37 protein-coding genes are annotated in these 25,842 nt (G+C 61.7%); all 37 read right to left on the bottom strand.

The features are described from left to right. Positions 1-127: 127 nt before the first annotated feature. The gene (locus AC1D2G_RS32470) at positions 128-919 is read right to left on the bottom strand and encodes an ATP12 family chaperone protein (protein ID WP_477419119.1); all 792 of its coding nucleotides are present in this window, start codon (positions 917-919) and stop codon (positions 128-130) included. Between the two features lie 12 nt (positions 920-931). Continuing rightward, on the bottom strand, positions 932-1,804 hold the full coding sequence (locus tag AC1D2G_RS32465; protein WP_477419162.1) for a DMT family transporter: 873 nt from the start codon (positions 1,802-1,804) through the stop codon (positions 932-934). A gap of 47 nt (positions 1,805-1,851) precedes the next feature. Continuing rightward, positions 1,852-2,832 carry an RluA family pseudouridine synthase gene (locus AC1D2G_RS32460; RefSeq protein ID WP_256753646.1) on the bottom strand — a complete coding sequence of 327 codons (981 nt, stop codon included), beginning with the start codon at positions 2,830-2,832 and terminating at the stop codon, positions 1,852-1,854. Between the two features lie 59 nt (positions 2,833-2,891). After that, the gene (gene crcB, locus AC1D2G_RS32455) at positions 2,892-3,266 is read right to left on the bottom strand and encodes a fluoride efflux transporter CrcB (protein ID WP_095091657.1); all 375 of its coding nucleotides are present in this window, start codon (positions 3,264-3,266) and stop codon (positions 2,892-2,894) included. A 140-nt stretch (positions 3,267-3,406) separates the two neighbouring features. After that, on the bottom strand, positions 3,407-5,065 hold the full coding sequence (locus AC1D2G_RS32450) for a hypothetical protein (protein WP_477419117.1): 1,659 nt from the start codon (positions 5,063-5,065) through the stop codon (positions 3,407-3,409). A gap of 284 nt (positions 5,066-5,349) precedes the next feature. Further along, positions 5,350-6,180, bottom strand: coding sequence for an aspartyl/asparaginyl beta-hydroxylase domain-containing protein (locus AC1D2G_RS32445; RefSeq protein WP_477419115.1), 831 nt, complete (start codon positions 6,178-6,180; stop codon positions 5,350-5,352). 160 nt (positions 6,181-6,340) lie between these two features. Next, a complete protein-coding gene (locus AC1D2G_RS32440; RefSeq protein WP_477419113.1) occupies positions 6,341-7,015 on the bottom strand; it encodes a DUF930 domain-containing protein in 675 nt (224 codons plus the stop codon). A 5-nt stretch (positions 7,016-7,020) separates the two neighbouring features. After that, on the bottom strand, positions 7,021-8,328 hold the full coding sequence (locus AC1D2G_RS32435; protein ID WP_457153433.1) for a replication-associated recombination protein A: 1,308 nt from the start codon (positions 8,326-8,328) through the stop codon (positions 7,021-7,023). Positions 8,329-8,370: 42 nt separating this feature from the next. Then, on the bottom strand, positions 8,371-9,858 hold the full coding sequence (locus AC1D2G_RS32430; RefSeq protein WP_477419111.1) for a DegQ family serine endoprotease: 1,488 nt from the start codon (positions 9,856-9,858) through the stop codon (positions 8,371-8,373). Positions 9,859-10,057: 199 nt separating this feature from the next. Next, the gene (gene rplQ, locus AC1D2G_RS32425; protein WP_056588614.1) at positions 10,058-10,489 is read right to left on the bottom strand and encodes a 50S ribosomal protein L17; all 432 of its coding nucleotides are present in this window, start codon (positions 10,487-10,489) and stop codon (positions 10,058-10,060) included. A 37-nt stretch (positions 10,490-10,526) separates the two neighbouring features. Then, positions 10,527-11,537, bottom strand: a complete 1,011-nt coding sequence (locus AC1D2G_RS32420) for a DNA-directed RNA polymerase subunit alpha (protein WP_013531438.1) — start codon at positions 11,535-11,537, stop codon at positions 10,527-10,529. Between the two features lie 104 nt (positions 11,538-11,641). Beyond that, positions 11,642-12,031 carry a 30S ribosomal protein S11 gene (gene rpsK, locus AC1D2G_RS32415; protein WP_006205444.1) on the bottom strand — a complete coding sequence of 130 codons (390 nt, stop codon included), beginning with the start codon at positions 12,029-12,031 and terminating at the stop codon, positions 11,642-11,644. Positions 12,032-12,156: 125 nt separating this feature from the next. Beyond that, positions 12,157-12,525: a 30S ribosomal protein S13 gene (rpsM, locus tag AC1D2G_RS32410; protein WP_006205445.1), complete on the bottom strand. Its 369-nt coding sequence runs from the start codon at positions 12,523-12,525 to the stop codon at positions 12,157-12,159. A gap of 192 nt (positions 12,526-12,717) precedes the next feature. After that, positions 12,718-13,314: an adenylate kinase gene (locus tag AC1D2G_RS32405; protein ID WP_095089687.1), complete on the bottom strand. Its 597-nt coding sequence runs from the start codon at positions 13,312-13,314 to the stop codon at positions 12,718-12,720. Further along, positions 13,311-14,651, bottom strand: a complete 1,341-nt coding sequence (gene secY / locus AC1D2G_RS32400; RefSeq protein ID WP_379097713.1) for a preprotein translocase subunit SecY — start codon at positions 14,649-14,651, stop codon at positions 13,311-13,313. The genes AC1D2G_RS32405 and secY overlap by 4 nt, the downstream gene beginning before the upstream one ends. A 184-nt stretch (positions 14,652-14,835) precedes the next feature. Then, positions 14,836-15,309 carry a 50S ribosomal protein L15 gene (gene rplO, locus AC1D2G_RS32395; protein WP_027028844.1) on the bottom strand — a complete coding sequence of 158 codons (474 nt, stop codon included), beginning with the start codon at positions 15,307-15,309 and terminating at the stop codon, positions 14,836-14,838. Between the two features lie 22 nt (positions 15,310-15,331). Beyond that, complete coding sequence (gene rpmD / locus AC1D2G_RS32390; RefSeq protein WP_023736690.1) at positions 15,332-15,529, bottom strand: 50S ribosomal protein L30; 198 nt, start codon at positions 15,527-15,529, stop codon at positions 15,332-15,334. Positions 15,530-15,553: 24 nt separating this feature from the next. After that, positions 15,554-16,117, bottom strand: coding sequence for a 30S ribosomal protein S5 (gene rpsE, locus AC1D2G_RS32385; RefSeq protein ID WP_006333394.1), 564 nt, complete (start codon positions 16,115-16,117; stop codon positions 15,554-15,556). An 86-nt stretch (positions 16,118-16,203) separates the two neighbouring features. Beyond that, a complete protein-coding gene (gene rplR / locus AC1D2G_RS32380; protein ID WP_477419109.1) occupies positions 16,204-16,563 on the bottom strand; it encodes a 50S ribosomal protein L18 in 360 nt (119 codons plus the stop codon). A 140-nt stretch (positions 16,564-16,703) separates the two neighbouring features. Further along, positions 16,704-17,237: a 50S ribosomal protein L6 gene (rplF, locus tag AC1D2G_RS32375; RefSeq protein ID WP_095089683.1), complete on the bottom strand. Its 534-nt coding sequence runs from the start codon at positions 17,235-17,237 to the stop codon at positions 16,704-16,706. Positions 17,238-17,327: 90 nt separating this feature from the next. Further along, a complete protein-coding gene (gene rpsH, locus AC1D2G_RS32370) occupies positions 17,328-17,726 on the bottom strand; it encodes a 30S ribosomal protein S8 (RefSeq protein WP_006205453.1) in 399 nt (132 codons plus the stop codon). Between the two features lie 12 nt (positions 17,727-17,738). Beyond that, positions 17,739-18,044: a 30S ribosomal protein S14 gene (gene rpsN / locus AC1D2G_RS32365; protein WP_013895695.1), complete on the bottom strand. Its 306-nt coding sequence runs from the start codon at positions 18,042-18,044 to the stop codon at positions 17,739-17,741. 27 nt (positions 18,045-18,071) lie between these two features. Then, entirely contained in the window at positions 18,072-18,671 is a 600-nt protein-coding gene (gene rplE, locus AC1D2G_RS32360; RefSeq protein ID WP_095089681.1) for a 50S ribosomal protein L5, read from the bottom strand. Continuing rightward, positions 18,664-18,978: a 50S ribosomal protein L24 gene (rplX, locus tag AC1D2G_RS32355; RefSeq protein ID WP_013531428.1), complete on the bottom strand. Its 315-nt coding sequence runs from the start codon at positions 18,976-18,978 to the stop codon at positions 18,664-18,666. The genes rplE and rplX overlap by 8 nt, the downstream gene beginning before the upstream one ends. Positions 18,979-18,990: 12 nt before the next feature. Further along, positions 18,991-19,359 (bottom strand): 50S ribosomal protein L14, encoded by a 369-nt coding sequence (gene rplN, locus AC1D2G_RS32350; RefSeq protein WP_006205457.1) that lies wholly within the window; start codon positions 19,357-19,359, stop codon positions 18,991-18,993. 71 nt (positions 19,360-19,430) lie between these two features. Next, a complete protein-coding gene (gene rpsQ, locus AC1D2G_RS32345; protein WP_010909280.1) occupies positions 19,431-19,670 on the bottom strand; it encodes a 30S ribosomal protein S17 in 240 nt (79 codons plus the stop codon). A gap of 11 nt (positions 19,671-19,681) precedes the next feature. After that, a complete protein-coding gene (gene rpmC, locus AC1D2G_RS32340; RefSeq protein WP_006205459.1) occupies positions 19,682-19,882 on the bottom strand; it encodes a 50S ribosomal protein L29 in 201 nt (66 codons plus the stop codon). A 13-nt stretch (positions 19,883-19,895) separates the two neighbouring features. Further along, a complete protein-coding gene (gene rplP / locus AC1D2G_RS32335; protein WP_013531427.1) occupies positions 19,896-20,309 on the bottom strand; it encodes a 50S ribosomal protein L16 in 414 nt (137 codons plus the stop codon). 27 nt (positions 20,310-20,336) lie between these two features. Further along, the gene (gene rpsC / locus AC1D2G_RS32330; RefSeq protein ID WP_013895697.1) at positions 20,337-21,062 is read right to left on the bottom strand and encodes a 30S ribosomal protein S3; all 726 of its coding nucleotides are present in this window, start codon (positions 21,060-21,062) and stop codon (positions 20,337-20,339) included. After that, a complete protein-coding gene (rplV, locus tag AC1D2G_RS32325; protein ID WP_006205462.1) occupies positions 21,062-21,451 on the bottom strand; it encodes a 50S ribosomal protein L22 in 390 nt (129 codons plus the stop codon). Before rplV ends, rpsC begins: the two co-directional genes overlap by 1 nt. A gap of 2 nt (positions 21,452-21,453) precedes the next feature. Next, positions 21,454-21,732, bottom strand: a complete 279-nt coding sequence (gene rpsS / locus AC1D2G_RS32320) for a 30S ribosomal protein S19 (protein WP_006205463.1) — start codon at positions 21,730-21,732, stop codon at positions 21,454-21,456. A 16-nt stretch (positions 21,733-21,748) separates the two neighbouring features. Beyond that, entirely contained in the window at positions 21,749-22,582 is an 834-nt protein-coding gene (rplB, locus tag AC1D2G_RS32315) for a 50S ribosomal protein L2 (protein WP_095089679.1), read from the bottom strand. Between the two features lie 22 nt (positions 22,583-22,604). Then, entirely contained in the window at positions 22,605-22,898 is a 294-nt protein-coding gene (locus AC1D2G_RS32310; RefSeq protein ID WP_010909275.1) for a 50S ribosomal protein L23, read from the bottom strand. Then, positions 22,895-23,515 (bottom strand): 50S ribosomal protein L4, encoded by a 621-nt coding sequence (rplD, locus tag AC1D2G_RS32305; protein WP_006333366.1) that lies wholly within the window; start codon positions 23,513-23,515, stop codon positions 22,895-22,897. Before rplD ends, AC1D2G_RS32310 begins: the two co-directional genes overlap by 4 nt. Continuing rightward, positions 23,515-24,228, bottom strand: a complete 714-nt coding sequence (gene rplC, locus AC1D2G_RS32300; protein WP_095089677.1) for a 50S ribosomal protein L3 — start codon at positions 24,226-24,228, stop codon at positions 23,515-23,517. The genes rplD and rplC overlap by 1 nt, the downstream gene beginning before the upstream one ends. 61 nt (positions 24,229-24,289) lie before the next feature. Next, positions 24,290-24,598, bottom strand: a complete 309-nt coding sequence (rpsJ, locus tag AC1D2G_RS32295) for a 30S ribosomal protein S10 (RefSeq protein ID WP_010909272.1) — start codon at positions 24,596-24,598, stop codon at positions 24,290-24,292. A 69-nt stretch (positions 24,599-24,667) separates the two neighbouring features. Further along, the coding region (gene tuf, locus AC1D2G_RS32290) for an elongation factor Tu (RefSeq protein ID WP_477419107.1) at positions 24,668-25,842 on the bottom strand (1,175 nt) is incomplete at its 5' end.

Below are 25,842 nucleotides of genomic sequence, written 5' to 3'. Positions count from 1 at the left end.
CATGGACTCATGCACTGCGATCACGGAAAAAATGACAGAAAGCGTGCGCCAACGTCAGGGCGTCTTTGGGATTATGACTTTGGTATTAGGTGCGCTGCGGGATGAAGCGGAGCCAGCGGCGGAGCCGTCAGCCCTTGAGCGCTTCCAATAGCCCGGCGGCAGCCATCATGTCGCACTTGCGGGCCGAGCGGCGCGCGACTGCTTCGGCGTCCTGTCCCCAATGCTCGATCTGCCAGTCCTCGTCGACATGGCCGGCCGCCCAGGCCGCCTCGGCGTCGAGTTCGCCGAAATCGACGGCCAGCGCCAGCAGCGCCGAACCGGTCAGCGAAGTCATCACATGGATGGCAGCGAGCCGCAGCGGTTCGGCACGCTGGGCAAGATGACTTCCCAGCACGGCGATCGTCTCACGCGGCTGCTCGACATGGATGATGCCTTCGGCGAGATTGAAGCGAGCCCCGAGGCTGCCGCGCACCCAATCAAGGACCGGGTCCCAATGTTCGTTCTGCCGCTCCACCAAGCCTTGCGGCGCATCGGCGCGGTAGCAGAGCAGATCGGACGAAGCGAAGCGCAGAATGTCTTCCAGCACCGCCTGCGGATCGCTGGCGACGCCGTCGATAGCAGTGTTGACGAGGCGCATCACCGGCATCGTCACCGGGTTGATGGTTTCGCCCTGCGCTGCGAATTCGTCGGCGACGAGTGCAGCCGCCGCCTCGGTTGGCAGCGCCAGCAGCGCCTTGCCCGGCGTGCGCACCGGCTTGCCGTCGAGATGCACGGCAAAGCCGTCTTCCACCGGCGCCACCGCGACGGTCTTGTAGAAACGCTTCGGCAAAGGCGCCTTCATCTGGATCTGGGCACGGCGCACCGGATCCGGATCGGAAAGCTGCTTGCCCGCTTCGAGGTCGTTGAGGATATCACGCATTGAAAGGCTCTCTCAAACCGGCACGAGCTTGCGCGACGGCCGGTTGACGATGATGAGGCCGGCGGCAATCAGGCCAAGTGCCAGGAAGATGCGCATGGTCAGCGGCTCATTCAAGAACATCGCGCCGCACAGCACGCCGAAAACCGGCGACAAGAAGGTGAAGCTGGACAGGCCTGAAGCCGGATAGCGCCTCAGCAGCCAGAACCAAAGCACATAGGTGAAGGCAACGATGTAGACTGCCTGGAAAAGCAGAGCCAATGTCGGCAGCACGGCAGGGTCGCGGATGGGCGCACCGGCGAGAGGCAACACCAGTATTCCGACGATTGCCGCACCGGCGAGTTGATAGAGCAGCAGCTTCTCGGCACTCGCCTCGACCAGCTTCGACCGCTTGATGAGGATGTTGGTCAAGGCCCAGAAAAATCCAGAGCCAAGGCTCAAGAGATCGCCGAACAGCATGTCCCCGCCGCCGCCAAGCTTGTCGGAAAACACCGCGGCAAGACCGGCAAAGGCCAGCAGCAGGCCAAGGAACTTGCGCAAGGTGATCTGCTCGCCAAGCAGGAAATGGCCGCCGATCAGCATCCAGAACGGCATTGTGTTGACCAGCAGCGTGTTGCGGGCGACGGTCGTGTGCTCCAGGCCGACATAGAGGCAGAGGAACTCGATGCCGAACAGCGCGCCAACCGCAATGCCGGCGAGCAATGTCCCGTCGCGCGTGAAAAGCGCGATGCCGCGCCAGCGGCACCACGCGAAGACACACAGGCCGCCGATGACCGAGCGCGCGATCGACAGGAAGACTGGATCGTAACCGGCGTAGGAAATCTTGGCGGCGACGTAGTTCAGCCCCCAGGAAAAGGTCAGGCCGACCATGATTGCGGCGGCGGCCATGTCGACTGTGTCACGCCGGTCGAGCGTATCGGTCGCGCCGCTCACAATCAGTCCTCCGCGCTGGCGTCGTCGAAGCCGATCAGGTTCCAGCTCTGGCGCATATGCGGTGGCATCGGCGCGGTGACATCGATGACGCCCTTGTCCGGGTGCGGAATGATGATGCGGCGCGCATGCAAATGCAGGCGGTTCTGAATGCCACCGGGGAAATCCCAATTGGTGTCTGCCTCGAAATATTTCGGGTCGCCGATGATCGGGCAGCCGATATAGGCAGCATGAACACGAAGCTGGTGCGTGCGGCCGGTATAAGGTTCCATTTCCAGCCAGGTCATCGTCTGCGCCGCCTGCTCGATGATGCGATAGTACGACACGGCGTGGTCGGCGCCCTTTTCGCCATGCGCGGCGACGCGCACGCGATCGCCATCGGGCGTCGGCTCCTTGATCAGCCAGGTCGAGATCTTGTCCTCACGCTTGGGCGGCACGCCCTTGACCAGGGCCCAATAGGTCTTCTTGGTCTCGCGGGCGCGAAACGCTTCCGACAGCTTCATGGCGGCAAGCCGGGTGCGGGCGACGACCAGCACGCCCGAAGTGTCGCGGTCGAGCCGGTGGACCAGCCGCGGCTTCTCGCCCTTCTGGTTGCGCCAGGCTTCCAGCATGTCGTCGACATTGCGGGTGACGCCCGATCCGCCCTGCACTGCAAGGCCCGCCGGCTTGTTGAAGACGAAGACCTTGGGATCTTCATGGATCAGCATTTTCGCCAGGACGTCGGCATCGCCCTGGTTGCGGATCGAGTGACCGGTCAGCGCGCTCTCGCCCTTCTTGTCCACCTCGAGCGGCGGAACGCGCACCATCTGGCCGGGTTCGACGCGGGTGTCGGCCTTGACCCGGCCGCCATCGACACGGATCTGGCCGGAGCGCAGCAGCTTTTGCAGATGGCCGAAGCCCAGGCCCGGGAAATGGGTCTTGAACCAGCGATCGAGCCGCATGCCCGCCTCGCCGGCCTCCACTGTGATCTGTTCAACGCCTGCCATATTTTTCGCTTATCCGTTTCCCGAGCAGGGTTCGGCCCGCTCTTGGCGCGGCAATAACACTATGAAACGGTTCTTGCGAGCCAAAGTCCCAGAAACAAGGCGATAATGGCGCCAATGACGCTGGCAAGGGCATATCCAAACGCCGGCAGCGTGGCTCCCCGCTCCCACAAGGTCGCGAAATCGAGCGAAAACGCGGAAAAGGTGGTGAAGCCGCCAAATATGCCGGTGGCGACGAACAGTCTGAGTTCGTTCGATCCGCCGCGGCGCGCCAGGGTGGCGATGAACAGGCCCATGGCGAACGAGCCGACAATGTTGATGGCCATCGTCCCCCAGGGATAGTTGGGGCCGACAAGGCGCAGCGCGCCGATGTTAGTGAGGTGACGAATGCCGGCGCCGATGCCGCCGCCGACCACAACGAGAAGCAGATTGAACATGACCGTTTACTGCCTCCACAAGGGCGACATGGTCAATCCCCTGAAGCTGACGACGATGCGGTTGGGACCGCGCAGACGATCGAGCGCGAACCGCCTTTCGCGGCCATCGTCGAGTTGCTCAGAGGTCGTCAACCTGATCGTCACCACTCAGGCGTTGTCCAGCCTGGGTATTTTTTCCTGAACTCGCCGTAAAGAGCATCGAGTTCCGTTTTGCTGACCGGGCGCACCTGTTCGTAGAGATAGCCCGTGACGCCGTCGGACAGCTGATATGTCGCAATGCGCTCATAGGCGACGCCGATACCTTTCCCTTCGACAATATCCTGGTCCGGTATCGTGACGCAGATCTGCGCACCCGATTGCAAATGGGTAACAGGAGGATCGGTTACGACGACATATCTCGATTTCAATGCCTCCGGTGCGAATTGATCGCGGCTATCAACCTGGCAAGACCATCCGACACGAGGGAAAAGGTCCATATCCATTTCAAACAACAGCGAGCTATTCATGACCGCGCCTGAGGCAAACACCGAGAAGCGGTCCTCGGGCCGCATTTCCCTGACAAGATCGTCGATGAGGCGCCTGTATTCGGGAAGATTGTCGAGGTGAAGAGGAAGCGTATCTTCCCTGGCAAAAACATAGCCGATCGGTGACAGCAACTGGCGGCCGATTGGGAAAAAGGTACCCAAATACGCAAACCCGGCGACAACGGCTAAGACGACGGTTGACCACCGAGATTTCAGCGCCGGCGTCGAAACGATCGCGACAATTGCCTGGGCATATGCAGGAAAGAGCCAAAGAAACATTGGCATCGAATGATGACGGTCCGGATCCTGCGTCCGGGTGAAGAGGAAGAAGGTCAGTGCCGAGGCGAGAGCACAGAACAAAGCGAAACTGTTGCGGCGTATGAAGGAGATATAAAGGCCCACGACGATCAACAGCCAGTTCACATAGCTCAGCCGCGATCCCACCTGGTCGATCTGCGAAACGAAGTTGGTTTTGTATCCGCTGTAAAGGTCACCGTAGCTCGTTCCCAGAATCTTGAGGATCAGCGGTTGCTGGAAGGCCAATGCGGCTCCGGCAATCACGAAAAGCGTGCACATGCCCCCTAACGCCGCGTTCCGGAATGCCGCGAAGTCGCGGTCTTTTGCGACCTGCAACAAACAAAAGAAGGCTGCAGAAAGTGCGATCCCTATGACGGCAAATGCATACCAACGGCGCAGCATGAACGCCAACCACAGGCATATGCCGATGCGTATCCCGTTGATCACCGGTTGGCGTGTCAGGAACCTCGATTTCCAGAGAAAATAAGTTGCCGCAGAAAGCGCGAGGCAGCCGGCAATATCCGGCAATCCACGAAGCGTCGCCGACCAGAACGGCGTGTAGAGAAAGGCCGCAATCCACACGACAAACCAGCTTCGGGGCGAAGGAGTGTCGGAGACCGCCTCCAGGTAGCTCATTCGTCCTATGAAAAGAGCGGTCGGGACCAGGTAAACGATGACTATTCCAGCGATATAGGAAAGCCTTGAACCGCCGAAAAACATGTGAAACGGCATAAGCGGCACCAGAATTGCCGCGCTGTAGTCATCCCTCGCGACAGAAGCCCGCAATTGGCTCAGCCACTGGAGCGGGCTCTCGGCCAGGAGTGAGCCATACTGGTCAAACCCATTGAAGTAAGCGGCAAAATCCCAATAGTAGACGGGCTCCTCAAGCCTTACGTATATCGCGGCGAAAGCAACGCCCAGCAACGCGGTACATATGTAGATTTTTAGCCAGAATCCGAGGGTTTCGTTCGTCGTCACTTGAGGCCGCCAAGGAAGGGAAGAGGCAGGACTGTCGAGGCAAACCGGGACTCCCGCCGATGCAGCCAGGAAGCCGTTTCGGCAAACAGGAACCCCACGCGATTCGTATCAGGAACTGTTGAGAGCTTGGCGGGATGTATACTTGAACGCGTGGCCATCGCAAGCATTCAGAACGCCCTCAAAAGACACGGGGCGGAACAGCGAGCACGGGGCGGTGGGATGAGTGGCGCGTTAAAAGCGCCTCACTGCCGCCGGCAGGGCCGGCAGCATTGACGATTTCGGGCTCAGGTCGTCCCGACCTTCTTCGGCTTGGTCGAACCGATCATCTTCCAGTTCTTGTAGAACATCGAGTTGATGCGCTCGACACTCACCGAGACGACGGCAAGCATGCCAGCGATTAGCCTGGGAACCGGGGATGGTCTGATAATGTCCATGAACACGCAGTAGCGGCGGCCATCATATTCGTTGACCGAGCGATGCAGCAGCGTGTCGTCAAAGATGAACAGCGGATTGTCATACCAGTAGTTCTTGACGTTGCCGCATTCGACGAAAATCTCCGATTTCACCGGGATCAGATTGTAGAGAATGCGCAGGCTGAGCCGCAGCGGGCCGAAGTGCCATGAGGTCGATTCGCGCTTGCTGAAGACGGAAACGGCGATGGTCTTGATGTATTTGAAGTCCTTGTTGAACTCGGCGACGTTGTCGATCTTGTGCTTGCCGTACCACTGATAGACATACATGCCGCGTCGGCCGGCGCCGAAATTGGCGTCGATGTCGGCGATGATCTCGTCCTTGCGCGCCTTGAAGATGTCCAGGACCTCATTGACCTCGCGCTGATAGTCGGCGGGGAACTGTTCCAGCTTCCAGACGCCGGGATTGCGGTAGCACAAGAGATCGACCAGCAGGTTGAAAGGTGAAAGCAGCCAGGTGAACAGGCCGTTGCCGAGGAAATAGCCGGAGAACAGGGACAGGTCCTTGCGGTCGTTGCGCAGGACATCGATGAGGCCGAGCACGATAAAGACCGATGTCAGGATCGGGATGAAGTAAAAGCCAAGGGCGAGAAGCGGGATGGCAATGGCGAATTTGCGAAGGGTTTTGCGAAGGGTTCTTGTCATTTTTCCACGCGCGAAGCGCGATCCTGTTGCGAATGAGGTGCCAAAATCATGGCAACGACCACCGCCCGGCCGTGCGCCTTGATAAGGTTTTTTGGGTCACCACACAACGGCCCTGGTATCGCGGCCGGCTGGCTGCCTTGTGAAACCTGGCGCATTTCGGTCAATGCGCCGGGAGGCCAAACTCGTCCCATTTTTCCCTGGGGACCAGATCGCCAACCAGGAACTCAAAGCCGACGACGCTTTCGCCGTCCCCAGCCAGTTGGCATCTGAACTTCAGGCTATACCAGTTTCTGCGACTACGGAAAGCCGCGCCATTCGCGGCGATGGTGGTTCCAGTGATTTTTTCCTCCGCCGTTGCGTAGGGCACGACCCGCTCGGGCTTGAAATCCGTGCGCCATTTGCGGATCTGATCCATGGCTTCGAGATTGCACAGCTGAACCATGCGCTCGTCGGAAGCGAGGGTGGCGAGATCGGCGCGGGCCTGCCGGCTGCGCGGATCGGCCAGTGTCTTGGCCGACAGCATTTCGGTCGGCCAGATCATGGCCGGCGCGGCGGGCGGTTGCGGTCCGGGCGGGATCGAAGCAGGCGAAGGCGCCGCGGCGGGCGCTTCAGGCAGTGCCGGCGTCATTGGAGCAGGCGGTGGCCTGGTCGATGCCTCGAATTGTTGCGGCGTCAAGATGTCGACCGAGACCCGGTCCTCCTCGAGCCGCTTGGGCCGCTTCGGCAACGGCATCAGGGCCAGCGTCGCAGCCAGCAGCGTGTGCAGAACGACCGAAGCGGAGATTCCCCAGGGCGAAGCCTGGTTTGGAAGCGTCAGGACGACCGGGGCACGCAAGCCTGCTATTCCCGCTCTTTGCGTAGCTTCGCCCAATAGTCGAGCCGCTTTCTGATGTCGCGCTCGAAGCCGCGCTCAGGCGGATCATAAAAGGTCTGCCGGCCCATCTTCTCGGGAAAATAGTCCTGGCCCGAAAAGGCATCCGGCTCGTCGTGGTCGTAGCGATAGCCAGCGCCGTAATCCTCCTCTTTCATCAGCTTGGTTGGCGCGTTGAGGATGTGTTTCGGCGGCAGCAGCGAGCCATGTTCCTTCGCCGCACGCGTGGCTGCCTTGAAGGCGGTGTAGACGGCATTGGATTTGGGCGCGGTGGCGAGATAAACGGTGGCCTCGGCAAAGGCGAGTTCGCCCTCGGGCGAGCCGAGATAGTCGTAGGCGTCCTTGGCGGCGTTGGCCACGACAAGCGCCTGCGGGTCGGCAAGGCCGATGTCTTCCATGGCCATGCGCACCAGCCGACGGCCGAGATAGAGCGGGTCCTCGCCGGCATCGAACATGCGCGCCAGATAATAGAGCGCGGCGTCGGGATCTGAACCGCGCACCGATTTGTGCAGCGCCGAGATCAGATTGTAGTGGCCGTCCTGGCCCTTGTCGTAGATCGGCGCGCGCCGCTGGACGATGCGCTGCAAGCCCTCGGGGTTGAAGACCTCGCCTGGCTTGGCGGCGCGCCACACCTCTTCAGCAAGCGTCAGCGAGGCGCGGCCGTCGCCATCGCTCATGCGGATGAGCATCGCCCTTGCCTCGTCGTCGAGCGGCAACGCCCTGCCCTCGGTCTCCTCGGCTCGCGCCATCAGCTTGGCGATGCTCTCCTCGCCCAATGAGTGGAAGACCAGCACACGCGCGCGCGACAACAGGGCCGCGTTCAGTTCGAAGGACGGGTTTTCGGTGGTGGCACCGACGAGCACGACCGTGCCGTCCTCCATGACTGGAAGAAAGGAATCCTGCTGGGCGCGGTTGAAGCGATGGATCTCGTCAACGAACAACAAGGTCTGGCGACCGTTGGTGCGCCGCAGCTTGGCGGCTTCGAACACTTTTTTCAGGTCGGCGACGCCGGAGAACACCGCCGATATCTGCTCGAAAGCAAGGCTGGTTTCGCCGGCCAGCAACCGCGCCACCGTGGTCTTGCCGGTGCCGGGCGGTCCCCAGAAGATCATGGAGCCGAGTGAGCCGGAACCAATCAGCCGGGTCAGCGCGCCATCAGGGCCGGTCAGATGCTCCTGGCCGACGACCTCGCCGAGGTTTTTCGGCCGCAGCCTGTCGGCGAGCGGCCGCCCGGGCGACGCCTTTTCCGGTTCATCGACGCTGAACAGATCGGCCATGCACTTCTTTTTGGTTGGAGCATGAACCCGAAGGGACGTGCTTTAATAACGCAATACCTGACGCAGTATCTGCCCGCCGCGCTCGACGGTAAAGCGCCACCAGCGCGTATCCGCCTGGGCGGCCTGCTCCAGGGTCGCCGCGGTATCGATGGTGGTGCCGTTCACCTCGCGCACGATATCGCCCGGCTGGAAGCCGAAATCGGCGGCCGGCGAGTCGCGGTTGATGTCGACCACGGTGACGCCCTTGATGTCGGTGCGCAGGCCAAGCTTCTGGGCAAGCCGGGGCGACAGTTCGGCGACCTTGGCGCCCGAGAACGGGCTGCGGCCGTGCAGCGTCACTTCAGCCGCCTTCATGCCTTCCGGAGCGCGCTCCAGCGCGATGTCCATCGCCGCCTGCTGGCCTTTGGTCAGAACCGCGAAATTGGCGTTGGTGCCGATCGACAGCGTCGCCATCCGGTAATCCAGCGCTTCGATGCTCTCGACCGGCTTGCCGTTGAGCTGCATCACGACGTCGCCAGGCTTGAGCCCCGCCTTGGCGGCCGGGCCGGTCGCCTCGACCGACGAGACCAAAGCGCCGGTCGGCTTCTCCATGCCGAGCGATTCGGCAATCTGCGGCGTTACCGCTTCGAACTCGGCGCCGATATAGGGCCGTTCGAAGAAGTCGAGCCCGGCCTTGGCCGCATCGGTGAAGGCGCGCACCATGTTTGCGGGGATGGCAAAGCCGATGCCGATCGAGCCGCCGCTGCGGCTGTAGATCGCCGTGTTGATGCCGACCAGCTGGCCGCCCATGTTGATCAGCGCACCTCCCGAATTGCCGGGATTGATGGCGGCGTCCGTCTGGATGAAGAAGCTTGAATCGGCGACGCCAATATGGCTGCGGGCAAGTGCCGAAACGATGCCGCTGGTGGTGGTCTGGCCGACACCGAAGGGATTGCCGATGGCCAGCACCAGATCGCCGACCTCGAGCGCGTCGGAATCGCCGATGGCGATGACCGGAAACGGTTTGTCCGAGGTTATCTTGAGCACTGCAAGGTCGAGTGTCTCGTCCTTCAGCATCACCTTGCTGTCGAACTCACGCCCGTCCGCGGTCGCCACCTTGACTTGGTCGGCGTCCTTGATGACGTGGTAATTGGTGACCACGATGCCGGTCGGGTCGACCAGCACACCGGACCCCAGGGAAGATTGCGCGCGCGGCTGCGAACGGCCAAAGAACTCCTCGAAGAACGGATCGCCGTCGAAGGGCGACGTCACCTTGGCGGTCTGCGAGGCATAGACATTGACCACGGCCGGCGCCGTCTGCTTGACCAGCGGGGCGAACGACAGTTGCACTTCTTCACGGCCGAACGGCACGCGCTTGTCGGGGCCGGACGTAGAGTTCTCGCCTTCGACGCCATGCAAGAGGTCGGTCAGCACGTCGGACAGGCCGGGATCGGTCTTGGTCTCCTCGGCCAATGCCTGCCTGGCCACCGGTGCGGCTGCGAACGCCATAATGGCGAAGAGCAGAACAAGGGACAGTCGGTTGGCGCGCATTCACGAATCCTCCAAGGCGAGTTCGGGGGCATTGTCCCGACGATTGTGCAAAATGAAAGGCTAAGCCGCTGAAATCCGATTATTTTGGCCAAAGAGCCTCGGCTCCGGCCTGAAGATCGGCTTTGGCTGCAATCTCCTGCTTTCAGAAAACAAAAAGGGGCCCGTGGGCCCCTTTGCATTCACTTCGGAGAACCAAGCCTTATGCGGCTGCGGCGTCCGCGTCGGTGCCTTCGGCTTCGATGCGGGCGCGGTCGCCGGCGCCCTTGGCCGAGGTGTCGCGATCGACGAACTCGATGACAGCCATCGCGGCATTGTCGCCGTGACGGAAGCCCGCCTTCATGATGCGCAGATAGCCGCCGTTGCGGGTAGCGTAGCGCGGGGCGATGGTGTCGAACAGGCGCTTGACGACGCCTTCATTGCCGATCTGCGCGATCACCTGGCGGCGGGCGTGCAGGTCGCCGCGCTTGCCGAGCGTCACCAGCTTCTCGACGATCGGACGCAGATCCTTCGCCTTCGGCAGGGTGGTGACGATCTGCTCGTGCTCGAGCAGCGACACGGCCAGGTTGGCGAACATCGACTTGCGGTGGCTTATGCTGCGGGCGAACCGGCGGCCCTTAAATCCGTGGCGCATGGCTCTTCTCCTTCATTGCGGGTTCAGAGGCAACGCCTCAATATTGATCTTCGTAACGCTTGGCGAGGTCTTCGATGTTTTCCGGCGGCCAGTCCGGCACTTCCATGCCGAGGTGCAGGCCCATTGCCGCCAGGACTTCCTTGATCTCGTTCAGCGACTTGCGGCCGAAGTTCGGGGTGCGCAGCATCTCGGCTTCGGTCTTCTGGATCAGGTCGCCGATATAGACGATGTTGTCGTTCTTCAGGCAGTTGGCCGAACGCACCGAAAGCTCGAGCTCGTCGACCTTCTTGAGCAGCGCCGGGTTGAAGGCGAGCTCGGTGACGGCTTCGGCGGCGACTTCCTTCTGCGGCTCGTCGAAGTTCACGAACAGGCCGAGCTGGTCCTGCAGGATGCGGGCAGCGAAAGCCACCGCGTCCTCGCCGGTGATCGAACCATCGGTCTCGATCGTCATGGTCAGCTTGTCATAATCGAGAACCTGGCCCTCGCGGGTGTTCTCGACCTTGTAGGAGACCTTCTTGACCGGCGAATACAGGCTGTCGACCGGGATCAGGCCGATCGGCGCGTCTTCGGCGCGGTTGCGGTCGGCCGGCACGTAACCCTTGCCGGTGTCGACGGTGAATTCCATGCGGATTTCAGCGCCTTCGTCCAGCGTGCAGATGACGTGGTCGGGGTTGAGGATTTCGACATCGCCAACCGTCTGGATGTCGCCGGCGAGAACCGCACCCGGTCCCTGCTTGCGCACGACCATGCGCTTGGGGCCATCGCCTTCCATGCGGATGGCGATTTCCTTGATGTTCAAGACGATGTCGGTCACGTCCTCACGCACGCCGGCGATGGACGAGAATTCATGCAGAACGCCGTCGATCTGCACGGCGGTAACAGCCGCACCGCGCAGCGAAGACAGAAGCACGCGGCGCAGCGCGTTGCCGAGCGTCAGGCCAAAGCCACGCTCGAGCGGCTCGGCGACCAGCGTGGTCAGCGTCTTCTTCTTCGACGAGAACTCGATCTTGTTCGGCTTGATCAGTTCCTGCCAATTTTTCTGGATCATGATGCTTTCCTTCCGTTGACCCGCCACCATCCAATCGTGGCGGGCGACCTGGAATGCCGTGGAGGAGCGCCACAAAGGGCGCTCGCGCGGCGTTCGGTAATTTTTTAGACGCGGCGCTTCTTGCGCGGGCGGCAGCCATTGTGCGGGATCGGCGTCACATCACGGATCGAGGTGATGGTGAAGCCGGCCGCCTGCAGGGCGCGCAGTGCCGATTCACGACCGGAGCCGGGTCCGCAGACCTCGACTTCGAGCATGCGCATGCCGTGTTCCTGGGCCTTCTTGGCAACGTCCTCGGCAGCCATCTGGGCAGCGAACGGGGTCGACTTGCGCGAACCCTTGAAGCCCTGGGCACCGGCCGACGACCAGGCAATCGAATTGCCCTGTGCGTCAGTGATGGTGATCATCGTGTTGTTGAAGGTCGAATTGACGTGGGCAACGCCCGACGAGATGTTCTTGCGTTCGCGACGGCGAACACGAGCGGCTTCCTTGGCCATGATAGTCCTTTCAGTTGATCTCTACACCGCCGTAATGCCAGCGGCTCCACCTTGCAAAAGCGAGTAGGGCGTAGCGAATGGTGGGTAGAAACCTGTTCGCCACGAGCTAATCGCTATTCGCTCAATTACTTCTTCTTGCCGGCGATCGACTTGGCCGGGCCCTTGCGGGTGCGCGCATTGGTATGCGTGCGCTGGCCGCGAACCGGCAGCGAGCGGCGGTGACGCAGGCCGCGATAGCAGCCGAGGTCCATGAGCCGCTTGATGTTCATCGAGACTTCGCGGCGCAGGTCGCCCTCGACCTGGTAGTCGCGGTCGATGGTTTCGCGGATCTGCAGCACTTCCGCGTCGGTGAGCTGGTTGACGCGACGCTCGGCCGGGATGCCGACCTTGTCGACGATCTCCTGGGCGAACTTCTTGCCAATGCCGTGAATGTACTGAAGCGCGATGACGACGCGCTTGTTGGTCGGAATGTTGACGCCGGCTATACGAGCCATATTCTTCTCTTCTCCATGTGGGCCGGACGAACCGGCGCTATCTTAAGTTGCCCCGCGTCCGGTGGAGGCCGGCCCATGCGGGAGTTTCCAGTTCAAAGCGGCTGCCTTGCCCTTGCGGACAAGCAAAGCCGATGCCTGATAGGAAGACGGGCCGCCATACCGCAGCGAACCGCTCCCGTCAAGTGCAATCGTTTAAATTCCCCGCGTTGCGTCCCTTAGCACCGCTTCGATCTGTCCCGTCACGGCGTCGATATCGGCCATGCCGTCGACGCTGCGGAGCGTGCCCTTGGCATAATAGTAGCCAATCAGCGGCGCCGTCTTCTTGTAGTATTCCCTCAGACGCTCCTCGAACACGGTCGGATTGTCGTCCTTGCGCACGGGCTGGCCGGCGGCTTGTGCTTCGTTGGCCCGCTTGACGATACGACCAACCAGCGCCTTGTCGTCGACGACAAGTTCAATGACCGCATCGAGGCCCTGCGAGCGATCCGAAAGCATCTGCTCAACCGCGTCCGCCTGCACCAGGGTCCGCGGATATCCGTCGAGGATGAAACCCTTCGCGCAATCCGGCTGATCGATACGTTCGGCGACGATGGCGTTGACGATGGCGTCGGAAACCAGTTCACCAGCATCCATCACCGCCTTGGCGCGTTTGCCGACTTCGGTGCCAGCCTGGACTGCAGCACGCAGCATGTCGCCCGTCGAGAGCTGGGGTATGCCGTGTTTTTCTACCAGTCTTTGTGCTTGTGTCCCCTTGCCCGCCCCTGGCGGCCCAAGCAATATCAACCTCATCTGGCTTTCTTCCCCCCGCGCAGCTTCGACTTCTTGATCAGGCCTTCATACTGGTGCGCGATCAGGTGGCCCTGAATCTGCGCAACCGTATCGAGCGTGACACTGACCACGATCAGAAGCGATGTGCCACCAAGGTAGAATGGTACGCCAGTCGCCGAGATCAGGAACTCCGGCAGCAAGCACACCAGCACCAGATAGATGGCGCCGACGACGGTGATGCGGGTGAGAACGTAATCGATGTAATCGGCGGTGCGCTCGCCCGGACGATAGCCCGGGATGAAGCCCGAATGCTTCTTGAGCTGGTCGGCGGTGTCCTTCGGGTTGAAGACAATCGCAGTGTAGAAGAAGGCGAAGAACACGATCATCGCCGCGTAGAATGCCATGTAGAGCGGCTGGCCGTGGCCGAGCGACGCCAGCACGGTGCTGGCCCAGGCCGGCATGTTGGTCGTCTGCGAGAAGCCGGCGACGGTGGCCGGCAGCAACAGCAGCGACGACGCGAAGATCGGCGGAATGACGCCTGACGTGTTGAGCTTCAGCGGCAGATGCGAGGTATCGCCCTGGAACATGCGGTTGCCGACCTGGCGCTTCGGATACTGGATCAGCAAGCGGCGCTGGGCGCGCTCGAAGAACACGATCAAGGCGATGACGACAACGGCCAGCACGATGATCGCCAGGATCAGGCCGGTCGACAGCGCGCCGGTGCGGCCAAGCTCCAGCGTGCCGGAGATGGCATGCGGCAGGCCGGCGACGATGCCGGAGAAGATGATCAGCGAGATGCCGTTGCCGATGCCTCGGGCGGTGATCTGTTCGCCCAGCCACATCAGGAACATGGTGCCGCCGACCAGGGTGACGACGGTCGAGATACGGAAGAACATGCCGGGATCGCTGACGATGCCGTTGCCGCCCTCCAGGCCGACCGAAATGCCATAGGCCTGAACCAGCGCAAGCAGCACGGTGCCGTAGCGCGTGTATTGGTTGATGACCTTGCGGCCCTGTTCGCCTTCCTTCTTCAGCGCTTCCAGCGACGGGATAACCGACGTCATCAGCTGCATGATGATGGAGGCGGAGATGTAAGGCATGATGCCAAGCGCAAAGATCGCCATGCGCTGCACGGCGCCGCCGGCGAACATGTTGAACATGCCGAGCACGCCCTTGCTCTGCGATGAGAAGGCCTGGGCGAAGGCGTCGGGATTGATGCCGGGAAGCGGAATATAGGTGCCGAGGCGATAGACAAGCAACGCGCCGATGGTGAACCAGATGCGTTTCTTCAGGTCCTCCGCTTTGGCGAAGGCCGAGAAATTCAGATTCGAGGCTAGTTGTTCAGCAGCCGAAGCCATGCCTGATTCTCCGCTTGGTAACGCTTGATGGCCCTTGAGCTCAGGCGGCGCGTTTCACCGAAGCTCACGAGATAAGCTCCGGGCTCTAAACATGCAAGCGGCCGCGTTGACGCGGCCGCCTAATTGAGCAGATCAAAGCACGATCGTGAGCAAAAACGGATCCCGCTCGCGCTTCAAATTGCCGTTACTCGGCAGCTGCCTTTTCCGGCAACTTGACCGAGCCGCCGGCCTTCTCGATCTTCTCGATCGCGGCCTTGGAGGCGCCGGCGACGTCAAAGGCGAGCTTCGCCTTGATCTCGCCGTCCGAGAGGATGCGCACGCCGTCCTTGACGCGGCGGATTACGCCGGCAGCGACCAGCGATTCAGCCGTCACGGTTGCCTTGGCGTCGAGCTTCTTGGCGTCGATGGCCACCTGGATACGGGCCAGCGAGACGACGGTGAAGCTCTTGGCGAAGATGTTGTTGAAGCCACGCTTCGGCAGACGCCTGTAGAGCGGCATCTGGCCACCCTCGAAGCCGTTGATGGCGACACCGGAGCGCGCCTTCTGGCCCTTGACGCCGCGACCGCCGGTCTTGCCGGAGCCGGAGCCGATGCCACGGCCGAGACGCTTCTTGGAGTGCGTCGCGCCGTCCTTGTCACGCAGATCGTTGAGTTTCATCTGGGTTCTCCTGCGCTCTGGCTCAGCCCTCGTCCACGACGCGGACGAGATGCTGGACGGCAGCGATCATGCCGCGCACGGAGGGTGTATCTTCCAGCGTGCGCTGCTTGTGCATCTTGTTGAGGCCGAGCCCGACCAGCGTCGCGCGCTGTTCCTTCGGGCGGCGGATCGGCGAGCCGATCTGCTCAACGGTGACGGTCTTTGTTGCTTTCTTGGCCATGGTCAAAATCCCTGGTCAGATCGACTATTCTTCAGCCGCAACGGCGGTGCCGCGGCGGGCCTGAAGGGTCGAATACTTTATGCCACGAGCAGCAGCCACATCCTTGGGATGCATCTGGCTCTTCAGCGCGTCGAAGGTGGCGCGAACCATGTTGTAGGGGTTCGACGAACCCATCGACTTGGCAACCACGTCATGCATGCCGAGCGTCTCGAAGACGGCGCGCATCGGGCCACCGGCGATGATGCCGGTACCTTGCTTGGCAGCGCGCAGCAGAACGCGTCCCGCGCCCCAGCGTCCTTCGACGTCGTGGTGCAGCGTACGACCCGAGCGCAGCGGCACGAAGATCATGTCGCGCTTGGCCGATTCAGTTGCCTTGCGGATAGCTTCCGGCACTTCGCGCGCCTTGCCGTGACCAAAGCCGACCCGGCCCTTCTGGTCGCCGACGACGACGAGTGCTGCAAAACCAAAGCGACGGCCGCCCTTGACGACCTTGGCGACGCGGTTGATGTGGACGAGCTTGTCCACCATGCCGTCATCGCGTTCTTCACGATCGCGGCCGCGGCCGCCATCCCTACGTTCCTGTGCCATATCCTGTTCCTTGTTTTTTTCCGGAAGCACGGTTGCTGATAAGATCCGGCGCCTCTGTGGGTCACCGGGGGCGAAATTCCTTGGATTTAGAAGCTCAGACCACCTTCACGGGCGGCCTCGGCGAGCGCCTTGACGCGGCCGTGATAGATGTAGGCGCCGCGGTCGAAGACGACTTCCTTGACGCCGGCCTTGGTGGCGCGCTCGGCGATCAGCTTGCCGATCGCGGCGGCAGCGGCAGTGTCGGCGCCGGTCTTGAGCGAACCCTTGAGGTCCTTCTCGAGCGTCGAGGCAGCGACGATGGTATGGCCCTTGGCGTCGTCGATGACCTGCACATAGATGTTCTTCGACGTGCGGTGAACCGACAGACGCGGACGCTCGCCGGCGACCTTCTTGATCTGACGACGGACGCGCTGCGCACGGCGCTGCGGGGATTCCTTGGTACCCATGATAGTCTTCCTTGCCTTCAAAAAACGGGGGCCGCCATATGCGGTAGGCGAAAGCGCCTCCCGCGACCGCTCCCCGCGGCGTTACACTTCTTTGGCTTGGCCCCTTCCGAAAAGTCTGCAACTTTTCGGGGCCAAGCCCATTACTTCTTCTTGCCTTCCTTGCGGACGATCTTCTCGCCAGCGTAGCGGACACCCTTGCCCTTGTAGGGCTCGGGACCACGGTATTCGCGGATCTCGGCGGCAACCTGGCCGACCTGCTGCTTGTCGATGCCGGTCACGGTGATTTCCGTCGGCTTCGGCACAGCGATCGTGATGCCCGCCGGCGTCTCGTAGACGACGTCATGGCTGAAGCCAAGTGCCAGCTGCAGGTTCTTGCCCTGCATGGCGGCGCGATAGCCGACGCCGGTGATCTCAAGCTTCTTCTCGAAGCCGTCCTTCACACCCTGCAGGATGTTGACGATCTGCGTGCGCGACATGCCCCACTTGGAGCGCGCCGTCTTGGTCTGGTCGCGCGGCTGGACAGCGATCTCGCTGCCTTCCATCTTGACCAGCACTTCTTCGTTCACCACGAACTTCAGCTCGCCCTTGGGGCCCTTCGCCGTCACGGTCTGGCCGTTGACGGTCGCGGTCACGCCCTGCGGCAGCGAAACGGGTTTCTTTCCAATACGAGACATTTTGTTGTCCTCGTCACTTCTCTTGTTTCAGGTCTCTGTCTTCGGGCATGACCCCGAAGACCGGATTCCAATTTTTCCGATCACGCCAGATCAGAAGATCTGGCAGAGGATTTCACCACCGACGTTCTGTTCACGCGCTTCGTGGTCGGCCATCACGCCCTTCGGTGTCGAAAGGATGGCGATGCCGAGGCCGTTGGCGACGTGCGGAATCGACTTGGCCGAAACGTAGACGCGGCGGCCGGGCTTCGAGACGCGGGCGATTTCGCGCACGACGGGTGCGCCGTCGAAATACTTCAGCTCGATCTCGATTTCGGACTTGCCGTTGTCGAAGTCGGTCTGGCTGTAATCGCGGATATAGCCTTCAGCCTTCAGCACGTCGAGGACGCGGGTACGCAGGCGCGAGGCCGGCGTCGAGACGCTCGACTTCTTGCGGCCGTAGGCGTTGCGGATGCGGGTCAGCATATCGCCGAGAGGATCGCTCAATGACATGTTATGTCCTCCTTACCAGCTCGACTTGACCAGGCCCGGGATCTGGCCGTTGTTGCCGAGATCACGGAGCGCGATGCGCGATACTTTGAGCTTGCGATAGTAGGCGCGCGGACGGCCGGTGACTTCGCAGCGGTTGCGGATGCGGATCTTGGCCGAGTTGCGCGGCATGGCGGCAAGCTTGAGCTGAGCGCGGAAACGCTCTTCCATCGGCTTGGACTGATCCATGATGATCGCCTTCAGCGCAGCGCGCTTGGGACCGTATTGGTCGGCAAGCTTGCGGCGCCTGTTGTTCTTCTCGACTGAGCTGGTCTTTGCCATTTCAGATTTTTCCTTTTCTCGCTGCCGTTACTGGCGGAAGGGGAAGTTGAAAGCCTTGAGCAAAGCCCTGGCTTCGTCGTCCGTCTTCGCAGTCGTACAAACGATGACGTCCATGCCCCAGATCTGATCAACCTTGTCGTAGTTGATCTCCGGGAACACGATGTGTTCCTTGATGCCCATGGCGTAGTTGCCACGGCCATCGAAGCTCTTCGGATTGAGTCCGCGGAAGTCGCGGACGCGTGGCAGTGCGATGTTCACGAGGCGGTCGAGGAACTCGTACATGCGTTCCTTGCGCAGCGTGACCTTGGCGCCGATCGGCATCTTCTCGCGGACCTTGAAGCCGGCGATGGAGTTGCGGGCGCGGGTGACGACGGCCTTCTGGCCGGCGATCATCGCCAGGTCTTCGGCCGCGATCGAAGGCTTCTTCGAATCGCCGGTCGCTTCGCCAACGCCCATGTTCAGCACGATCTTGTCGATGCGCGGAACCTGCATCTCGTTGTCGTAGCCGAACTGCTCCTGCAGCGCCTTGCGGATGGTCTCGTTGTAGACCTGCTTGAGGCGCGGCGTGTTCTGGGCCTTGGACTGCTTGCTTTCAGCCTTGGGCTTCGTGGTTTGAGCCTTAGCCATTGATGACTTCTCCCGAGCGCTTGGCGACGCGCACCTTCTTGCCGTCCTTCTGGAAGATGAAGCCGACGCGGGTCGGCTTGCCATCCTTGGGGTCGGCCAGCGCGATGTTCGACAGCTGGATCGGCGCTTCCTTGGTGATGATCCCGCCCTCTTGGGACTGGGACTGCTTCTGGTGACGACGGATCATGTTGACGCCGCGCACCAGCGCGGTGTCTTCCTTCGGCTGAACCGAGAGGACTTCGCCCGAACGGCCCTTGTCCTTGCCGGCCAGCACGACGACCTTGTCGCCTTTTCTAATCTTTTGCATTGGTCCGGCTCCTTACAGCACTTCTGGCGCGAGCGAGATGATCTTCATGTGGTTCTTGGCGCGGAGTTCGCGCGGAACCGGTCCGAAGATACGCGTGCCGATCGGCTCTTTCTTGTTGTCGACGAGAACGGCTGCGTTCTTGTCGAAACGGATCACGCTGCCGTCCGGGCGGCGGATGTCCTTGGCCGTGCGAACCACGACCGCCTTCATCACATCGCCCTTCTTCACGCGGCCGCGCGGGATGGCTTCCTTGATCGACACCACGATGATGTCGCCCACGGAAGCGTATTTCCGCTTCGAGCCGCCCAGCACCTTGATGCACATGACACGACGGGCGCCGGAATTATCCGCGACGTCGAGGTTTGTTTGCATCTGAATCATGACTGGCCGCCTTCTTCTTTTCTAACGGGACGAGCTCAAAGCCCCTCCCCGGTCTGTCCAAAGTTCGTTGTTTACGCCTGGTCCGAAGACACGACGATCCAGCGCTTGTCCTTGGAAATCGGCTTCGATTCCTGGATGAACACCTGATCGCCAACCTTGTGGGCGTTGTTCTCGTCGTGCGCCTTGTACTTCTTGGTCATGCGCACGGTCTTCTTCATCACGGGATGCGTGAAGCGCCGTTCGACCTTGACGACAACCGTCTTCTCGTTCTTGTCGCTGACGACGGTGCCCTGCAGAATGCGCTTTGGCATGGTTTTCGTCCTTAAGCCTTCTTAGCCGCGGACTTTTCCGCAGCGATGGTCTTGATACGCGCAATGTCCTTACGGACCTGTCTCACGCGCGCGGTCTTCTCGAGCTGGCCGGTGGCCTTCTGGAAGCGCAGGTTGAACTGCTCCTTCTTCAGGCTGGCCAGGTCGTCGGTCAGCTGGTCCTGGGTCTTGGTCCGGATGTCTTCGGCTTTCATGATCAGCCCGTCCTTATTCTGCGATGCGCTGCACGAAGCGCGTCTTGACCGAGAGCTTGGCCGCGCCGAGACGCAGTGCCTCACGGGCGGTTTCTTCATTGACGCCGTCGATCTCGAACATGATGCGGCCCGGCTTGACGCGCGCCGCCCAGTAGTCGACAGCGCCCTTGCCCTTGCCCATGCGGACTTCGGTCGGCTTCGAAGTGACCGGCACGTCCGGGAAAATACGGATCCAGACGCGACCGGCGCGCTTCATTTCACGGGTGATCGCGCGGCGGGCCGCCTCGATCTCACGCGCGGTGACGCGGTTCGGCTCAAGCGCCTTCAGCCCGAAACCACCGAAATCCAGGTTGGTGCCGCCCTTTGCGGTACCATGGATACGGCCCTTGAACTGCTTGCGGAACTTTGTGCGCTTTGGCTGCAGCATCGTTCTAACTCCAAATTCCTAAATGTCTCAGGCGTTTTCGCGACGACGACCGCGTTCGCGATCACCACCACCGCCATGTGCAGCATCACCCTCGGTCGCACGACGTTCCGAAGCCATCGGGTCGTGCTCGAGGATCTCGCCCTTGAACACCCAGACCTTGACGCCGCAGATGCCGTACGCCGTGTTCGCCTCGGCCGTGCCGTAGTCGACATCGGCGCGCAGCGTATGCAGCGGCACGCGGCCTTCGCGGTACCATTCCATGCGCGCAATCTCAGCACCGCCAAGACGGCCGGCGCAGTTGATGCGGATGCCTTCGGCACCAAGGCGCATCGCCGACTGCACGGCGCGCTTCATGGCGCGACGGAACGCGATACGACGCTCGAGCTGCTGGGCGATCGACTGGGCGACCAGGGTCGCATCGATTTCCGGCTTGCGCACTTCAACGATGTTGAGGTGCGTCTCGGACTTCGTCATCTCCATCAGCTTCTTACGAAGCTTCTCGATGTCGGCGCCCTTCTTGCCGATGATCAGACCCGGGCGCGCGGCGTGGATGGTGACGCGGCACTTCTTGTGCGGACGCTCGATGACGACCTTCGAGATCGCGGCCTGCTTGAGTTCCTTCTCAAGATACTTGCGGATCTTGATGTCCTCATGCAGCAGTTTGCCGTACTCGCCGGTGTTCGCGAACCAGCGCGAATCCCAGGTGCGGTTGATGCCGAGGCGAAGACCGATCGGATTGACTTTCTGGCCCATTATGCGGCCTCCCCTTTTTCTTCGACTTCACGAACGACGATCGTGAGGTGCGAGAACGGCTTCTCGATACGGCTGGCGCGACCACGGCCACGGGCATGGAACCGCTTCATGACGATCGACTTGCCGACATAGGCTTCCGCCACGATCAGTGCGTCGACGTCGAGGTCGTGGTTGTTTTCCGCGTTGGCGATTGCCGATTCCAGCGTCTTCTTGACCGTGCCGGAAATCCGCTTGGCCGAAAATTCGAGATCGGAAAGCGCTGTCGCGACCTTCTTGCCGCGGATCAGCGCGGCAACGAGGTTCAGCTTCTGCGGGCTGATACGGATCGTGCGCAATACGGCGCGCGCTTCGTTGTCAGCAAGCCTGCGCGGAGCTTTGGCCTTGCCCATGATTATTTCCTCTTCGCCTTCTTATCCGCGCCGTGACCGTAATAGGTCCGGGTCGGAGCGAATTCACCGAACTTGTGACCGACCATGTCCTCGTTCACCGAGACGGGAACATGCTTCTGGCCGTTGTAAACACCGAAGGTGAAGCCGACGAACTGCGGCAGGATGGTGGAGCGACGGCTCCACATCTTGATCACCTCATTGCGACCACCTTCACGAACCTTGTCCACCTTCTTGAGAAGGTAGCCGTCGATGAAGGGGCCTTTCCAAATAGAACGAGTCACTTGGCGTTACCTCTTCTTAGCTCTTGCGCTGATGGCGCGAGCGCAGGATGAACTTGTCGGTCGCCTTGTTGGACCGCGTCTTCTTGCCCTTGGTCGGCTTGCCCCAAGGCGAAACCGGATGCCTGCCACCCGAGGTGCGGCCTTCGCCGCCGCCGTGCGGATGGTCGACCGGGTTCATGGTCACGCCGCGATTGTGCGGACGCTTGCCACGCCAAACCGTACGACCAGCCTTGCCGTCGTTGATGTTGCCATGGTCCGGATTGGACACGGCACCGACGGTGGCCATGCAGGAGCCGTGCACGACACGCTGCTCGCCCGAGTTGAGGCGCAGGATCGCCATGCCCTGGTCGCGGCCGACCAGCTGGCCGTAGCCACCTGCCGAACGGGCAACCTGGGCGCCCTTGCCCGGCTTCAGCTCGATGTTGTGGACGATGGTGCCGACTGGCATCGAGGCCAACGGCATCGCATTGCCCGGCTTCACGTCGACGGCTTCACCGGAAACGATCTTGTCGCCGGGGGCCAGACGCTGCGGAGCGATGATGTAGGACAGCTCGCCATCGTCGTACTTGATGAGCGCGATGAAGGCGGTGCGGTTCGGATCGTATTCGATGCGCTCGACCGTGCCGACAACGTCGAACTTGCGGCGCTTGAAGTCGATGATGCGGTACGAACGCTTGTGGCCACCACCGATGAAGCGGGCGGTGATGCGACCGTAGTTGTTGCGGCCGCCCGACTTGGTCAGGCCCTCGGTCAGACCCTTGACGGGCTTGCCCTTGTAGAGGCCCGAGCGGTCGACGATGACCAGCTGGCGGGTGCTCGGCGTTACCGGGTTGAATTTTTTCAGTGCCATTGTTCTGTCCTCGCGGCCTTGCTCAGAGACCCGTCGCGACGTCGATCGACTGGCCGTCGGCCAATGTCACAATCGCCTTCTTGACGTCGCTCTGGCGGCCGATCGTGCCGCGGAAGCGCTTGATCTTGCCCTTGCGGACAAGTGTGTTCACGGCCATCACCTTGACGCCGAACAGCGCTTCGACGGCGGCCTTGATTTCCGGCTTCGACGCCTTCTTGGCGACGTTGAAGACGACCTGGTTCTGCTCGGAGGCCATGGTCGACTTTTCGGTGATCGCCGGCGAGACGATCACGTCATAATGACGAAGGTCGGTCATTTAAAGCGCTCCTCGAGAGCCTCGACGGCGGCCTTCGAAAGGACCAGCGTGCCGCGGCGCAGAATGTCGTAGACGTTGATGCCCTGGATGGGCAGCACGTCGATGTTGGGGATGTTCGTCGCCGCCAGCTTGAAGTTCTTGTCAAGCTCGGCACCGCCGATCACCAAAGCGTTGGTCAGGCCCAGCGTCGCGAAATTCGCGATCAGCGCCTTGGTCTTGGCCTCGGTCAGCTTCAGCTCGTCGATGATGATGATCGACGCGCTCTTGGCTTTGGCCGAGAGAGCATGCTTGAGGCCAAGCGCGCGAACCTTCTTCGGCAGTTCGTGCTCATGGCTGCGAACGACCGGGCCGTGGGCCTTGCCGCCGCCGCGGAACTGCGGAGCGCGTGCCGAATGGTGACGGGCGCGGCCCGTACCCTTCTGCTTGTACATCTTGGCGCCGGTGCGCGCGATCTCGGCGCGGCCCTTGGCCTTGTGCGTGCCCTGCTGCTTCTTGGCGAGCTGCCAGCGCACGACGCGCTGCAGGATGTCCTCGCGCGGATCAAGGCCGAAAATCTCCTCGGAGAGTTCCACCTTGCCGGCGTCCTTGCCGCCAAGCGTTGTGATCTTGAGATCCATTATTCCGCTCCCTCTGTGGCCGGAGCCTCGTTCTTAGCAACGGCGCGGATCGCGGCAGGCTTCGGCGCGTTGGCCGGCAATGCCACCTTGGCCGCATCGCGGACCAGGATCCAGGCGCCCTTCGATCCGGGAACCGCACCGCGGATCAGGATCAGGCCGCGGTCGGCGTCGGTCGAAACGATCTCGACATTCTGCGTGGTGACGCGGGTGTCGCCCATGTGGCCAGCCATATGCTTGCCCTTGAACACCTTGCCCGGGTCCTGGCGCTGGCCGGTCGAACCGTGCGTACGGTGCGAGACCGAGTTACCGTGCGTCGCGCGGCCACCACCCATGTGGTGACGCTTGATGACGCCCTGAAAACCCTTGCCGATCGTCGTGCCCGTCACATCGACCTTCTGGCCGGGGACGAAATGCTCGACGGTGATCTCGGCGCCGACATCGATCATGTTGTCGGCGGAGACGCGGAACTCGGCGACCTTCGCCTTCGGCTCGACGGAAGCGGTCGCGAAATGGCCGCGCAGCGCCTTCGACGTGTTCTTCACCTTGGCAAGGCCAACGCCGAGCTGAACGGCAGTGTAGCCATTCTTCTCCTGCGTGCGCTGCGCCACGACCTGACAGTTCTCCATCTGGAGAACGGTGACGGGAACATGTTCCCCGGCATCGTTGTAGATGCGGGTCATTCCCACCTTCTTTGCAATCACACCTGAACGCATCGGTTCAATTCCTTTAGAGTTCCGGGCCAGGGGCACCGCCCCTTACCGCGCTCTCATTCCCTTAGAGCTTGATCTCGACGTCCACACCGGCGGCCAGATCGAGCTTCATCAAAGCATCGACCGTCTGCGGGGTCGGATCGACGATGTCGAGCAGACGCTTGTGCGTGCGCATCTCGAACTGCTCGCGGCTCTTCTTGTCGACGTGAGGCGACCGGTTGACCGTAAACTTTTCGATCCGCGTCGGCAGCGGAATGGGGCCGCGGACGTTGGCACCGGTGCGCTTGGCCGTCGACACGATTTCCTTCGTCGAGGCGTCGAGCACGCGGTGATCAAACGCCTTCAGGCGGATGCGGATATTCTGTCCGTTCATGCGTCACTTCCTTGTTCTGGCGCGGCGCGGGCAACTCCTGCGCCCGCGACAGATCGGTTTAAGTCCAAATTACTCTTTGATGGTGACGACGATGCCGGCACCGACGGTGCGGCCGCCTTCACGGATAGCGAAGCGCAGCTTCTCTTCCATGGCGATCGGCACGATCAGCTCGACATCGACCGTGATGTTGTCGCCCGGCATCACCATCTCGGTGCCTTCCGGCAGCGACACGATRCCGGTCACGTCCGTSGTGCGGAAATAGAACTGCGGACGGTAGTTGGTGAAGAACGGCGTGTGACGGCCACCTTCGTCCTTGGTCAGGATGTAGGCTTCGGCCACGAACTTCTTGTGCGGCTTCACCGTGCCCGGCTTGGCCAGAACCTGGCCGCGCTCGACACCTTCACGGTCAACGCCGCGCAGCAGCGCGCCGATGTTGTCGCCGGCCTGGCCCTGATCGAGCAGCTTGCGGAACATCTCGACGCCGGTGCAGGTCGTCTTGGTCGTCGGACGGATGCCGATGATCTCGAGTTCCTCGCCGACCTTGACCACGCCGCGCTCGACGCGACCGGTCACAACCGTGCCACGGCCAGAGATCGAGAACACGTCTTCGATCGGCATCAGGAACGGCTTGTCGAGCGGACGAACCGGCGTCGGGATGTAGGCGTCGACCGCAGCCATCAGCTCGCGGATCGCGTCCTCGCCGATCTTCTTGTCGGAATCTTCCAGAGCAGCCAGAGCCGAGCCCTTGACGATCGGAATGTCGTCGCCGGGGAACTCGTTCTTGGTCAGCAGCTCACGAACCTCGAGCTCGACCAGTTCGAGCAGCTCGGCATCGTCGACCTGGTCGACCTTGTTCAAAAACACCACGATCGACGGCACGCCGACCTGACGGGCAAGCAGGATGTGCTCGCGGGTCTGCGGCATCGGGCCGTCGGCAGCCGACACAACCAGGATCGCGCCGTCCATCTGCGCGGCACCGGTGATCATGTTCTTCACATAGTCGGCGTGCCCGGGGCAGTCGACGTGAGCGTAGTGGCGGTTGGCCGTCTCGTATTCGACATGCGCCGTCGAGATCGTGATGCCGCGCGCCTTCTCCTCAGGTGCCGCGTCGATCTGGTCATAGCGCTTGTATTCGCCAAAATACTTCGTGATCGCCGCCGTCAGCGACGTCTTGCCATGGTCAACGTGACCAATCGTGCCGATGTTCACATGAGGCTTGTTACGCTCGAATTTACCTTTTGCCA

The sequence above is a fragment of the Mesorhizobium sp. P2_C7 genome (genome assembly GCF_056404515.1).
This window is presented reverse-complemented; position numbering and strand designations above follow the sequence as displayed.